Genomic DNA, 12,967 nt, shown 5'->3' with positions numbered 1-12,967 from the left:
CCTGGGACCGCCCGCCCGCGCCCCAGGAGGAACCGCCCGCATGACCCGCTACGACTTCGAGACCCTCGTGGACCGCACCGCCATGGGCTCCTCCAAGTGGGCGGCGATGCACCGCGCGGCCGCCGCGCACGGCACCGACCTCACGGCCCACGACGGGCCGATCGCCCCGTTCTCGGTGGCGGACCTCGACCTGCCCAACGCGCCCGAGATCATCGAGGCCCTGCAGGAGGCGCTCGCCGGCGGGCTCGTGCTCGGCTACACGGTCCCGACGGAGGCCTACCTCGACGCGGTGACCGGCTGGTTCGCGCGGCGCCACGACTGGCACGTGGAGCCGGAGTGGGTGCGCGTGACGCCCGGCGTGATCCCCGCCTTCACCCTCGCGATCCGCGAGTTCACCGCGCCCGGCGACGGCGTCATCGTGAACACGCCCGCCTACTACCCGATGTTCCCTTCGATCGAGTCGAGCGGCCGGCGCGTGGTGCGCAACCCGCTCGTGGAGCGCGAGGGCCGCTTCCGGATCGACCTCGACCTGCTCGAGGAGCAGGCCCGGGACCCGCGCACCACCGCCCTGCTCTTCGCGAGCCCCCACAACCCCACCGGCCGGGTCTGGGAGCGGAAGGAGCTCGAGGCCGTCGCCCGGATCGTCGTCGAGCACGACCTGCTGCTGATCAGCGACGAGATCCACCACGACCTCGTCCAGCCCGGCCACCGGCACACCGTCGTCACCGAGGTGGACCCCGCGCTCGCGGAGCGTACCCTCGTGCTCACCTCGACGAGCAAGTCCTTCAACATCGCCGGCCTCGGCATCGCGAACGCGGTCATCCCGGACCCGGGGATGCGGGACCGCTTCACGCGGGCGCGCGACGACCTCGGCTTCGACAACCCCGACGTGCTCGGCGCGGTCGCCGTCCAGGCCGCGTACACGCGCGCCGAGGGCTGGCTCGACGAGCTCATCGCGCTCGTGGGCCGCAACCAGGCCGTGCTCACGGCGTTCTTCGCCGAGCACGTCCCGAGCGCACGTGTCGCACCGCTCGAGGGCACCTTCCTGAGCTGGGTGGACCTGCGGCCGCTGGGCCTGGACGCCGAGCGCCTCGCGCGTCTCTCCGCGGGGGAGGCCGCCCTGTTCCTCGACGAGGGCACCGTGTTCGGGCCCGAGGGGGCGGGCTTCGAGCGCTTCAACATCGCGACCCCCACGCCCGTGCTCGAGGCCGGTCTCGAGCGGCTCCGGCGGGCGCTCGACGCGGCCCTCGCCTGACGGGCGGGGGAGCGGCGGCTCAGAAGGAGTCGGCGATCGCCTGCAGCCGGGCCCGGTAGGCGACGAGGTCGTAGTCCGCGCCGGGCAGGTTGTCCCCGGCGCCGCGCAGCCCGGCGGCGCCGTCCACCTGCTCCCGGAGGATGTCCGCGTGCCCGGCATGACGGGAGACCTCCACGGCGACGTGCACGAGGACCTGGTGCAGGGTGACCTCGCCGCGCTCGCCCCACCAGGGCACGTGCCCGGCCGCGTCGAGGGGCAGGAGGGCGATGGTCTCGTCGGCGAAGGCGCGCACCCGCGCGTACGTCGCGAGCACCTGCACGGCGCTCTCCTCGGGGCCGACGACCCAGTCCGCCTGCGGATCGGCGTCGACCGCCTCCTCCGGCACGAGCTCCTCGGGTGCCGGGTAGGTGCGGCCGAAGGTCTCGCCGAAGTAGCCGGCCTCGACGTTCGCCATGTGCTTCACGAGGCCCAGCAGCGTGGTGCCGGTGGGGGTGCGGGGCAGGCGCAGCTCCCGCTCGGGGAGGCCCTCGACCTTGCTCACGAGGGCCGTGCTCGCCTCGCGGAGGTAGCGGTGCAGGGTGTCCTTGGCGTCGTCGCGCGGCGGGGTGGGATCCGGTGTCGTCATCGGGCCAGTGTGCGCCGAGAGGGGTGACAGGACGTGTCCGCACAAGAAGGTGCCCCGGCTCGTCCCCACGAGCCGGGGCCATCCCTTTCCCCCGCGTCCCGGAACCGTGGACTCTGCCTCCTCCTCAGTCAGCAGGTCCTCCGTGACGCGATGGGATTACTACACACGGGCTCCCGGAAGGTTCGCTGGAGCACCCCTGCCAAGAACCTGAGAGCGGGTGCCCCCAGCTGGGCAGGCGCTGGCCATCGCGGCATCACCGCAGGTCAGCGGCTTATGCGTGAACGGGGAATCCGGCTGAATGTGACCCAGCACACCGGGCCTGAATCGGGCGGGATCGGCGTGGATCAGGCGTCGGTGGAGGGGGTCCCAGCGCGCGCCGGCGTCGCGGCGTCGTCGTCCGTGCCGAAGCGGCGGTAGATCATCGCGAGCACCGCGCCGGAGAGGTTGTGCCAGATCGAGAACACGGCGCCCGGCAGCGCCGCGGCGGGCGAGAAGTACTGGGCGGCGAGGCCCGCGGCGAGGCCCGAGTTCTGCATGCCCACCTCGATCGAGACGGTGCGGGCGGAGCGCACGGGCTGCTTGAGCACGCGGGCGAAGCCGTAGCCCAGGAGGTAGCCGAGCACGTTGTGGAGGATGACGGCGAGCAGCACGACCGCGCCGGCCTCGAGGACCTTGTCCGCGCTGTTGCCGACCACGGCGAGCACGACCATCGCGATGGCGATCGTGGAGAGCCAGGGCAGCACCGGCAGGATCCGGTCCACGACCTTCGACAGCAGCAGGCGCACCACGAGGCCCAGCACCACGGGCACGAGCACGATCTTCACGATCGACAGCGCCATCTCGCCGCCGTTGACCGGCATGTACTGACCGGCGAGCCACAGGGTCAGCAGCGGCGTGAGGATTGGGGCGAGCAGCGTGGAGATCGAGGTCATCGTGACCGAGAGCGCCGTGTCCGCCTTGGAGAGGTAGCTGATGACGTTCGAGGAGGTGCCGCCGGGGGCGCAGCCCACGAGGATCACGCCCGCGGCGAGCTCCGGCGGGAGCTGCAGCAGCACGGTCACGCCGAGGCCCAGCAGCGGCATGATCACGTACTGGGCGACGACGCCGATGAGCACGGGCAGCGGGCGGCGCACCACGAGGGCGAAGTCGGGGATCGTCAGCGTGAGCCCCATGCCGAACATGATGATGCCGAGCAGCAGGTTCACGTAGGGGACCAGCTGCTTCGTGGTGTCCGGCAGCAGGAAGCCGGCCGCGGCGGCCGCGAGGACGAGCAGCGGGAACACCGTCACGGCGATGCGCGCGGAGCGGTCCTCCTTCGCGCGGTCGGCGGCGGCGCCGGCGGGGGAGGAGCCGGAGGGGGTCGAGGAGGGGGAGGGGGAGTTCTCGGTCACCCGCTCACGATAGGGCGCCCGCCCAGGATCCGAGACGAGATCTCGGATCCTGGGCGGGTGTCCGGCGCGGTGCGCCGCGGCGGGCGGCGCCTCAGCCGCGGTGGCGGCGCACGCTGCGCGCGAGGCGTGCGGGGACGGCCGGCTTGCGGCCCGCCCACTCCACCGGTGAGAGCGCCGGGGCCGACGCGGGCGCCGCGGCGGCCGGTGCGCCGTCGGCGGCAGGGCCGACGGGGGCGCCGTCGGCGATGTCCTCGGGGTCGACGGGGTCGACAGCGGGGTGGACGCCGACGGTCGGGGCGGGAGCGGTGTGCACGGTGGAGAAGGCCATGGCACGACGGTGCGACCCCGATCTGTCGATCCGCTGTGCGGGGCACGGGCCGGGCGTGGGCACGGCGACCTCCGGCTGCGGGCGTGGTGAGCGCGATCACCGCGCCACCTGCGCCGATGGGCTCTCATCAGCACCATGGGCGCCGCACAGCAGATGCATAGGGTCCGCGCCGACGCTCGTGGACATGACGACCACACCTCCGTCCGTCGAGCCCTCGTCGGCCCCGACGACCCCGACCTCGACCGACGCCGCACCTCCCGCGCCGCCGGGCCGCGCGCACCGCGCCGGGCTCCGCGACCGCCTGCGCCCCACCGACCCCTGGTGCGCGGTCGCGGCCTTCGCCGCGCTGCTCCTGGGCACCGCCGTCCTGTACTTCTGGAACCTCACCGTCAACGGCTACGCCAACGAGTTCTACGCCGCCGCCGCGCAGGCCGGCTCCGAGAGCTGGACGGCCTTCTTCTACGGCTCCCTCGACGCGGGCAACGCGATCACGGTGGACAAGCCCCCGGCCTCCCTGTGGTTCATGGCGATCTCCGTGCGGATCCTGGGGCTGAGCTCCTTCGCGATCCTGCTCCCGCAGGTGCTCATGGGCATCGCGACGGTCGCCGTCGTCGCCCCCACCGTGCGCCGCCACTCCGGGATCGGCGCCGGCCTGCTCGCCGGGCTCGCCATGGCGCTCACCCCGATCGCGGTGCTCATGTTCCGCTTCGACAACCCCGACGCGCTGCTCGTGCTGCTCATGACCCTCGCGGCCGCGGCGACCCTGCGGGCGATCGAGAAGGGCTCGATCCGCTGGATGGCGGTCGTGGGCGCGCTCATCGGGTTCGCCTTCCTCACCAAGACCCTGCAGGCCTTCCTCGTGGTGCCGTTCTTCGGCCTCGCCTGGACGCTCTTCGCGGCGACGACCCTGCGCCGCCGCATCCTCGGCCTGCTCGCGGCCGTCGCCGCGCTCGTGGTCGGCGGCGGCTGGTGGGTCGCGATCGTCGAGCTCGTCCCCGAGAGCTGGCGGCCCTACGTGGGCGGCAGCCAGACGAACTCCTTCCTCGAGCTGACCTTCGGCTACAACGGGTTCGGCCGCCTCACCGGCGACGAGACGGGCTCCGTGGGCGGCGGCGGTGGCGGCAACAGCGGCGGCGGCTGGGGGAGCACGGGCCTGCTGCGCATGTTCGGCGACTCCAGCGGCGGTCAGATCTCCTGGCTGCTGCCCGCCGCGCTGCTGCTGCTCGTCGCCGCCGTCGCGCTGCGCTTCCGCGCCCCGCGCACCGACCTGCGCCGCGCCGCGCTCATGGTGTGGGGCGGCTGGCTGATCGTCACGATGCTCGTGTTCAGCTTCATGGCCGGCATCTTCCACGACTACTACACGGTGGCCCTCGCCCCCGCGATCGCCGCCCTCGTGGGCATCGGCGCCGGGGAGCTGTGGGAGCGCCGCGGCCGCTGGTGGGTGCGCGCGATCCTCGCGCTCGTCATGCTCGTGACCGCCGCCTGGGGCTGCGTGCTCCTCGAGCGGACCGGCGCCTACCCGGTCGCGCTGCCGATCGTCGTCGGCGTCACGGGCGTGCTCGCCGCGATCGGCATCGTGCTCGCCCCGCGGCTGCGGCGCAGCATGCTCATCGGCGTCGCGGCGCTCGCCCTCGTCTCCGCCTTCGCGGGGCAGGCGGCCTTCGCCGCGAACACGGTGAGCACCGCGAAGACCGGCTCGATCGTCACCGCCGGCCCCGCCTCCCAGGGCGGCATGGGCGGCGGTCCCGGGGGCGGCATGCCCGGTGGCGGCGGTCAGGGCGGGGGCCCCGGCGGCGGCATGGGCGGAGGCCAGGGCGGCGGCCAGCCGCCCAGCCAGACGGGCCAGGGGCAGGGCCAGATGCCCGCCGCGCCCGGCGGCCAGACCGGCCAGACGCAGGGCCAGGGCCAGACCGGCCAGTCCCAGGGACAGACCGGCCAGATGCCCTCCGCTCCCGGCGGGCAGTCCGGCACGGGCGAGACGGCCACGGGCGGCGCCGGCGGAGGCGGCGGCATGAGCGGCCTGCTCGACGGCGAGACCCCCTCCCAGGAGGTCGTCTACGCGCTGCTCGAGGACGCGGACCAGTACACCTGGGTCGCCGCGACCATCGGCTCGCAGAACGCCGCGGCGCTGCAGCTCGCCACCGAGCGGCCCGTCATGGCGATCGGCGGCTTCAACGGCAGCGACCCGAGCCCCACCCTCGCCGAGTTCCAGCAGGACGTGGCCGACGGCGAGATCCACTACCTCGCCACCAGCAGCGGCTTCGGCGGCCAGCAGAACGGCGGCGCGGACACCGGCTCCGAGATCCAGGAGTGGGCCGCGGAGAACTACGAGACCGTCACCATCGGCGACACGCAGTTCTACGACCTCACCCAGCCGCTCTCCGGGGCCGACGCCACCGGGACGGCCTCGTGAGCGCGGGCGCCGTGACCGACCCCCGGCCGCAGGTGGTCGCCGAGCCGCCCGTCGGCACGACCGTCCTGGACGTCGTCGTGCCGGTGCTGAACGAGGCCCACACCGTCGGCGCCTGCGTGCAGCGGCTCCTGGGGCACCTCGAGGCGACGTTCCCGTACCCCTACCGGGTGACGATCGCGGACAACGGCTCCGACGACGGCACCGCGGAGATCGCCCGCGAGCTCGCCGCCGCCCACCCCGAGGTCGCCGTCGTCGAGCTCACCGAGCGGGGCCGGGGGCGGGCGCTGCGCCGCACCTGGTCCGACTCCGACGCGCTCGTGCTCGCCTACATGGACGTGGACCTCTCCACGGACCTCGACGCGCTGTGGCCGCTCGTCGCGCCGCTGATCTCCGGGCACAGCGACCTCGCGATCGGCACGCGCCTGCACCGCTCCTCCCGGGTGGTGCGCGGCACGAAGCGCGAGTTCGTCTCCCGCTGCTACAACGCCCTGCTCTCCGTGCTGCTGGGCGCCGGGTTCACCGACGCCCAGTGCGGTTTCAAGGCGATCCGGGCGGACGTCGCCGCCGAGCTGCTGCCCCTCGTCGAGGACGACGCCTGGTTCTTCGACACAGAGCTGCTCGTGCTCGCCGAGCGCTGCGGGCTGCGCATCCACGAGGTGCCGGTGGACTGGTACGACGACCCCGACTCCCGGGTCGACGTCGTCGGCACGGCCCGCGACGACCTGCGCGGGGTGGCCCGCGTGCGCCGCTCCCTCGCCTCCGGCCGCCTCCCCGTGGAGGACATCCGTGCCCGCATGGGGCGCACGCGGCCCTCGCACCAGACCGGCGGGCAGGTGATCCGCTTCGCGCTCGTCGGCGGTCTCACGACGGTCCTGCACCTGGGCGGCTTCGCGCTGCTCCACGCGCTGGGGCTGCTGGGCTCCCAGGGCGCGAACCTCACGGCCCTCGTGATCGCGACCGTCGTGAACACCGCGCTGAACCGGCGCTGGACCTTCGGGGTCCGCTCGAAGGAGGGGGCGCTGCTGCACCAGCTGCAGGGATTCGCGATCCTGGTGCTGACCTGGGCGCTCACCGCCGGATCGCTCGCCGTGCTGGGCGGGGTGTGGCCCGCCGCGCCGACCGGCGTGCAGACCGTCGCGCTCTTCGCCGCGACCGTGATCGCCACCGTCACGAAGTTCGTCGTCATGCGGCGCTGGCGGGACTGAGCCGCTGAGCGGTCAGGGTCCCGCGGGACGGGGCCGGGCGGCTCAGACCCGCGGGGTGCGGGCGGGGACGGGCCACTCGTGCACGGGGTCCCCGGAGTCGACGCCCGCGCGGTAGCGGCGGGTCATCTCCGCGAGCGCCGCAGGGCGGTCCATGCCGCGCAGCTCGAGCGAGGTGACCGTGTCGATCTGCCAGCGGGCGCCGTTGCGGCCGGAGCGGGCGCGCGCGGTGAGGATCGACTCGTAGCGGTCCACCACCGCCGAATCCGCGCCGAGCTCCCGCAGGCCGGCCATGGCCTGCGGGATCAGCTGTTCGAGCAGCAGATCGGCGACGCGCACGCGGCCCGTGACCCGCGGCCAGCGGATCCGCGCCTCGAGGCCCCAGCGGGCGCACTGCTGGAAGGCGTCGTCCGCCTGCTCGAAGCTCATGCGGGACCACAGCGGTCGCCGCTCGAAGACGAGCGCGTGGACGATCCCGTAGAAGAACGCGGCGTTCGCGGCCATGTCCGCGGCCGTCGGCCCCGCCGGCAGGAGACGGTTCTCCAGCCGCAGGTGGGGGACGTCCGTGCCGGGATCGTAGATCGGCCGGTTCCAGCGCCAGACGGTGCCGTTGTGGAGCATGAGCTCGTGCAGGCGCGGCGAGGCGCCCTCGGTGAGCAGCGGCTCCTCCGCCATCTGCCGCGACTCGGGGATGAGCGCCGGGAACAGGCGCACGTTCTCCTCGAAGAGGTCGAACATCGAGGTGATCCAGCGCTCGCCGAACCAGACGCGCGGCCGCACGCCCTGGGCCGCGTACTCGGGCGGCCGGGTGTCGAGGGCCTGCACGAAGGCGGGGATGCGGGTCTCGTGCCACAGCCGCTTGCCCAGCAGGAACGGGGAGTTCGCGGCGAGGGCGACCTGCGGCCCGGCGATCGCCTGCGCCGCGTTCCAGGCGGCCGCGAACTGCTCGGGCGGGACCTGCAGGTGCAGCTGCAGCGAGGTGCACGCGGACTCCGGGGCGATCGAGTCGAAGGTCGCGTCCAGGCCCTTGCCCTCGCCGTTGATGCGCAGCGCGATCTCCTCTCCGCGCGCCTCGAGCACGCTCGCCTCGAGCGCCGCGTAGCGGTGGCCGGGTGCGCGCCACTCCTCGCCCTCGTAGAGCTCGGCGGAGATCGTGGGGAGGTGGCCGACGGGCACCACGCGCGCCCCGTGCTCCTGCGCCGCGGAGTCCGCGCGCTGCATGCGCTCGCCGAGCGACCGCTCGAGATCCGCGAGGCCGCGGCCGTGCGGGGCGGAGACGGGGAGGTTCGCCTCGACGTTGTAGCGGCCGATCTCGTGCGTGAAGTCGCCGTCGTCGGCGTCGGCCCCGGCGCGCTCGGCGAGGGTCGCGAGGACGTCGTCCGCGGTGAGCGAGGGCGCCATGGTCTCGGCGTCGGCGAGGTTCAGCTCGAGCTCGACCCCGATCGTGCCCTCGTCGACGAACTCGGCGGTGTCGAGGAAGGTCTCGAAGAGGTCGAGGTTCCTCCGCAGCTCGTGGCGGTAGTGCGTGCGCTGGCCGCGCGTGTACTCGGTCGAGCCGATCTCGCGTCCCATGGTGACCTCCCGGCGGTGCGTGGATGCGCTGGCCAATCCTGGCACGCCGGGCGGGCCGATCGCGCCCCGCGCCCGCGGGCCGTCACCGGTGCTGGGCGGCCATCCACCCCCAGAGGCTCTCGCCCTCGGCGCGCGGGTCGTTGCGGGCGGCGTAGATCCAGGACCAGTGCCCGGGGTAGGAGACGCCGTCGTAGGTGACGTCGTCGTACAGGCTCAGCAGGGAGTCCTCGATGAGCTCGTGCGCGTGGACGGTGTTCGCCTGCGGGTCGACGGTGGTGTCGTCCGCGGCGGCGATCAGCCAGGTGGGGGTGCGGATGGCGGCGAGCTCGGCGTCGCTGACCAGAGGGTCGGTCGAGCCGTAGAAGGTGTCGACGACGCCGCAGATCGGGACGGCGGAGGCGAACTCGCCGCCGTTCTCGACCACCATCTTGAGTGTCATGTAGCCGCCGTTGGAGCATCCCATGACGTGGATGCGGTCCGGGTCCACCCGGCGGGTGCGCTGCACCTCGGCGATGACCTCGGAGACCAGCGGCGCGAAGGCGGGGCCGTCGAGCATCCAGGCGGAGGTGCACTGCGGGGCGACGACGTGCGCGCCGCCCAGGATCTCCTGCGCCTCGGCGGTCGCGGGGCCCAGGGCGCCGCGGTTCGCGCGCAGGTGGACCTCGTTGTCGTAGCGCACCGCACCGCCCTCGCCGATGCCGCCCTCGCCGCCGCCGTGGAGCCAGATGACCAGCGGGAGCGCGCGGGACCGCCCGCGGGTCGCGGGGGAGAAGAGGCGGTAGTTCATACCCGAGTCGGTGACGTGGGAGGTGAAGGCGTCCACCTCGGGGGAGACGAGGTCGCCCTGGGTGAGCTCGCCGAGCCAGGCGGAGCCGGCGCCCTTGCCGTTCGCCGGCAGCGGGGAGTGCTGCAGGACGGTGTACTCGAGGTCGAGCTGGACGTTGCGGCCCTCGTCGGCCAGGTAGTCGAGCGTGGACGCGCCCTCGACCCCGTAGCCGTGCTCGAGGGTGATCGTCACTGTGCCCGCGCGGTCCACGGTGACGGCGGTGACCGTGCGCTCGGTGTCCACGACGACCGCACCGGAGACGGGGTTCGTGCCGCGCACGGAGACGGAGAAGGTCGAGGGGAGCGCGTCGCCGGCGAGCAGCCGGCCGCGGCGGGTGGCGTCGATGACCAGGGAGGTGACCTGCTCACCGCTGTCGAGGACCTCGCAGTGCAGGTCGAAGGTCGTGGAGCGCCCGGTGGGGCCGGTCGCCCGCGCGACGGGGGCGCCGGCGGTCGCGACGAGGCCCAGCGGCGCGGCGACGGCCGCGGCGGCGAGCACCGAGCGGCGCGCGGGGCGGCGCGAACCCGTGGGGTGGGCGGAACGAGCGGGACGAGCGGGGTCGACGGCCATGCGAACTCCTGTGTCCGGGGGTGACCGGGGAATGGTGAAACGTGTCACCTGAGGGGAGAACCTAGACCTCGGAGGGGTGGAGGGCAAGTGCCGGGGGTCCGCTGTGGACGGGTCAGTTGTGGTCGGGGTCGCGGCGCGCGGTCAGCAGCCACAGGGCGAGCCGGAGCGCACCGACGCACACGGCGAGGAAGATCCCGATGACGAGCATGGTCCCGACCTCGTTGCCGCGGAGGTGGCCGTCGATCCGGGACATCACGAGGCCGAAGAGCATCGGGAGGGTGATCAGCAGGCCGAGTGTCACGGGGATGGCGACGAGGGGGTGCACCTTCCGGCGCGGGGCCGTGAGGTCGGGGTCGGGGGCCGGCGCGGTCGCCACGGAGGCCCGGGCGGGGGCGGGCACGGACGGGGCCACCGAGGTGACACCGGCCATGGCGGTCGCCCGGGCGGCGAGGATGTCGACGAGCGTGAAGGCCCGGGTGAGCTGATCCGTCGAGCCGACCTTCAGCCACCGCGTCCCGAGCACGGTCAGGTCCCGGCCGGTGACGCCGATCGTGTAGTGCCCGGCGAGCTCGCGCAGCTCCCGGTCGAGGTCGGCGGTGAGGAGGCCCATCGCACCCTCGGGGCCGGGTGCGGCGCGGGTGGGGCCGGAGGGGTCGGTGTGGTCGACGAGGGCGGGGAGCCGGGCGCGGAGGAACACCTCGGGGGTGGCGTTCTGTCGCGGGCGGATCCCCGACGGTGAGACGGACAGCCCCACGACGTCGGTGAGGAGGGAGTTGCCCACCTCGACGAAGAGCTCATCGCCCGTGCGCACGGACTCCCGGATGAACCGTCGGCCCTCCCGGAAGGGCGCCGCGGCGTAGTGCCGCGCCGTCACGGAGCGGCTCACGACCATCCCGTTCGCCCGGGCGAAGGCGTCCAGGCGGGCGGACGCCATCACGGGGACGGCGAGGATGCCGAGCACCCCGAGGCCGAGGGCGAGCAGGATCGTGAGGAACCAGAGCACGCCTGCCTGCGCGTGCATCCCGAGCGCGGCGGGAAGTGCGATCGTCGGGGCGAGCACCATGAGGGCGCCGCAGGTGACGCCCATGAGGAGCTGGGGGTCGCTCGCGAGAGCCCGCCACCACGACGCCACGGGGACCCGTCGGCGGAGCGGCGTGAGGTCGAGGTCGTGCTGCATGGAGGCCCTTCATCGGCGGCGCCGCCCCCTGCGACGCCGCAGAAGACCCTAGAGGATCAAGCCTCCAGCCTGCCCATCCGTCCGGCGCCGATCGCGGCGGCGAGGGTCACGACGGAGAGGGCGATCAGCACGAGCGCCGGGTGCCACCAGGCCTGCCCGGTGAGGCCGCCGAGCGCACCGGTGAGCAGCGGGACGAAGCCGCTCACGGTCGCCGCGACCGCGTAGGCGAGGGAGAGCGCGGAGGCTCGGAAGCGGCCGGGGAACAGATCGGCCATGAGCCCGCCGAGCGCCGCCCACGACATGGTGGGCAGGATCCCGCCGATCACCATCATCGCGACGAGCACGCCGAAGGTCGCCGAGCCCAGCAGCGCGTACATCGGCAGGGCGATGAGCGCCGTGCCCGCGGCGCCGATCGCGACGACCAGCCAGGAGCTCGTGCGGGCCGCGAGCGCCCCGAACAGGGGCACGGTGACCAGCTGCAGCAGGGCGCCGATCGTCGCGGCCGTCAGCAGCTCGGTGTAGGGGAAGCCGAGCACGGCTGCGCCGTAGTTCATCGTGTACGTGTTCATGAGCGCGTAGGAGCCGATGCCCAGCTGGGCGGCACCGATCGCGAGCACGAGGGCCAGCGGCCGCGAGCGCAGCAGCTCGGAGACGGGCATGCGCTCGCGACGCTTCTCGCGGGAGAGCCGCGCGAACTCGGGGGTCTCCTCGACCGTACGGCGCAGGTACAGCGAGATGAGCAGCAGCGGGAAGGCGATGAGGAAGGGCACGCGCCAGCCCCAGTCCGCCATCGCCTGCTCCGTGAGGAGCGTGGGCAGCACGAGGAAGAGCGCCGCGGAGAGGATCGAGCCGATCGGCGAGCCCAGCTGGGGGATCGCGGCGGCGAAGGCGCGGCGCACGGGGTGCGCGTGCTCGGTCGCGAGCAGCACGGAGCCGCCCCATTCCCCGCCCAGCGACATGCCCTGCGCGAGGCGCAGCACCACGAGCCCGATCGCGCCGAGCCAGCCGGCCTGCGCATAGGTGGGCAGGAGGCCGATCAGGCCGGTCGCGACGCCCATGATCGACACGGTCCACAGCAGCGTGGCGCGCCGGCCCAGGCGGTCGCCCATGTGGCCGAAGAGGATCGCGCCCACGGGGCGGATGACGAAGGAGACGGCGATCGTGCTGAAGGAGGCGAGGGTGGATCCGGCCGGGCCCAGCGGGTCGAAGAACAGCGGGCCCACGAAGAACGCCGCGAAGTAGGCGTAGAGGTAGAAGTCGAACTGCTCGAGCGCGGTGCCGATCATCGAGGCGGCCGCGATCCGGCCGGGCCTGCGGCTGCCGGGTGCCGGGCGCGCGGGGGCGGTGGTGGTCATGGTCCTCGCCTTCTGCCGTGCGCGGGCCTTCGGGCCCCGGGGCGGACGGCCCCACCGAGCCTAGGGAGGTCAGACGGCGGATGGGGTGCGGGGCGACGGGCCTCACACGCCGCGGGCGGCGAGGGGAGCGGGCGGGTCGGGGCGCCGTCGGTCCGGGGAGTTCGAGTCATCGGAGCTGTGATCCGTATCACGAGATCTGGGTCATCCCTCCGGCTTCTGGTCTGCCTGAGCCTAAGCTCCTCGCCACACGTAA

General features: G+C 73.8%; 10 protein-coding genes. 3 read left to right on the top strand and 7 right to left on the bottom strand.

The window, feature by feature from the left end; genetic code table 11:
- Positions 1-40: 40 nt before the first annotated feature.
- Positions 41-1,255: a MalY/PatB family protein gene (locus tag ABD080_RS03225; protein WP_343903625.1), complete on the top strand. Its 1,215-nt coding sequence runs from the start codon at positions 41-43 to the stop codon at positions 1,253-1,255.
- A 19-nt stretch (positions 1,256-1,274) separates the two neighbouring features.
- On the opposite strand, the gene ABD080_RS03220 is transcribed toward ABD080_RS03225, so the two are convergent.
- The 3 genes from ABD080_RS03220 to ABD080_RS03210 form a co-directional block, all read right to left on the bottom strand.
- The gene (locus ABD080_RS03220; RefSeq protein WP_343903624.1) at positions 1,275-1,880 is read right to left on the bottom strand and encodes a DinB family protein; all 606 of its coding nucleotides are present in this window, start codon (positions 1,878-1,880) and stop codon (positions 1,275-1,277) included.
- Between the two features lie 344 nt (positions 1,881-2,224).
- The gene (locus ABD080_RS03215) at positions 2,225-3,271 is read right to left on the bottom strand and encodes a bile acid:sodium symporter family protein (RefSeq protein WP_137769120.1); all 1,047 of its coding nucleotides are present in this window, start codon (positions 3,269-3,271) and stop codon (positions 2,225-2,227) included.
- 91 nt (positions 3,272-3,362) lie between these two features.
- Positions 3,363-3,599: a hypothetical protein gene (locus tag ABD080_RS03210; protein WP_343903623.1), complete on the bottom strand. Its 237-nt coding sequence runs from the start codon at positions 3,597-3,599 to the stop codon at positions 3,363-3,365.
- 184 nt (positions 3,600-3,783) lie between these two features.
- Here ABD080_RS03210 and ABD080_RS03205 point away from each other — a divergent pair, with 184 nt between their 5' ends.
- Positions 3,784-6,012 carry an ArnT family glycosyltransferase gene (locus ABD080_RS03205; RefSeq protein ID WP_343903622.1) on the top strand — a complete coding sequence of 743 codons (2,229 nt, stop codon included), beginning with the start codon at positions 3,784-3,786 and terminating at the stop codon, positions 6,010-6,012.
- An 11-nt stretch (positions 6,013-6,023) separates the two neighbouring features.
- Positions 6,024-7,217 carry a bifunctional glycosyltransferase family 2/GtrA family protein gene (locus ABD080_RS03200; RefSeq protein WP_343903621.1) on the top strand — a complete coding sequence of 398 codons (1,194 nt, stop codon included), beginning with the start codon at positions 6,024-6,026 and terminating at the stop codon, positions 7,215-7,217.
- Positions 7,218-7,259: 42 nt separating this feature from the next.
- On the opposite strand, the gene ABD080_RS03195 is transcribed toward ABD080_RS03200, so the two are convergent.
- The 4 genes from ABD080_RS03195 to ABD080_RS03180 all read right to left on the bottom strand — a co-directional run bounded on the left by ABD080_RS03195 (position 7,260) and on the right by ABD080_RS03180 (position 12,714).
- Positions 7,260-8,786: a glutamate-cysteine ligase family protein gene (locus ABD080_RS03195; RefSeq protein ID WP_137769116.1), complete on the bottom strand. Its 1,527-nt coding sequence runs from the start codon at positions 8,784-8,786 to the stop codon at positions 7,260-7,262.
- A gap of 82 nt (positions 8,787-8,868) precedes the next feature.
- On the bottom strand, positions 8,869-10,182 hold the full coding sequence (locus tag ABD080_RS03190; RefSeq protein ID WP_343903620.1) for a carboxylesterase family protein: 1,314 nt from the start codon (positions 10,180-10,182) through the stop codon (positions 8,869-8,871).
- A gap of 112 nt (positions 10,183-10,294) precedes the next feature.
- Positions 10,295-11,359, bottom strand: a complete 1,065-nt coding sequence (locus ABD080_RS03185; RefSeq protein ID WP_343903619.1) for a hypothetical protein — start codon at positions 11,357-11,359, stop codon at positions 10,295-10,297.
- Between the two features lie 56 nt (positions 11,360-11,415).
- Positions 11,416-12,714: an MFS transporter gene (locus ABD080_RS03180; protein WP_343903618.1), complete on the bottom strand. Its 1,299-nt coding sequence runs from the start codon at positions 12,712-12,714 to the stop codon at positions 11,416-11,418.
- Positions 12,715-12,967: the final 253 nt, after the last annotated feature.

The organism is Brachybacterium rhamnosum, assembly GCF_039526185.1.
In the GTDB taxonomy this organism is placed as follows: Bacteria; Actinomycetota; Actinomycetes; order Actinomycetales; family Dermabacteraceae; genus Brachybacterium; species Brachybacterium rhamnosum.
The sequence above is the reverse complement of the archived record's forward strand: the minus strand, read 5'-3'. Positions and strand labels throughout refer to the sequence as shown.

Coding starts and splice junctions, on each gene's coding strand:
- ABD080_RS03225 (WP_343903625.1), top strand. CDS start 41: ATGACCCGCTACGACTTCGAGACCCTCGTGGACCGCACCGCCATGGGC.
- ABD080_RS03220 (WP_343903624.1), bottom strand. CDS start 1,880: ATGACGACACCGGATCCCACCCCGCCGCGCGACGACGCCAAGGACACC.
- ABD080_RS03210 (WP_343903623.1), bottom strand. CDS start 3,599: ATGGCCTTCTCCACCGTGCACACCGCTCCCGCCCCGACCGTCGGCGTC.
- ABD080_RS03205 (WP_343903622.1), top strand. CDS start 3,784: ATGACGACCACACCTCCGTCCGTCGAGCCCTCGTCGGCCCCGACGACC.
- ABD080_RS03195 (WP_137769116.1), bottom strand. CDS start 8,786: ATGGGACGCGAGATCGGCTCGACCGAGTACACGCGCGGCCAGCGCACG.
- ABD080_RS03190 (WP_343903620.1), bottom strand. CDS start 10,182: ATGGCCGTCGACCCCGCTCGTCCCGCTCGTTCCGCCCACCCCACGGGT.
- ABD080_RS03185 (WP_343903619.1), bottom strand. CDS start 11,359: ATGCAGCACGACCTCGACCTCACGCCGCTCCGCCGACGGGTCCCCGTG.
- ABD080_RS03180 (WP_343903618.1), bottom strand. CDS start 12,714: ATGACCACCACCGCCCCCGCGCGCCCGGCACCCGGCAGCCGCAGGCCC.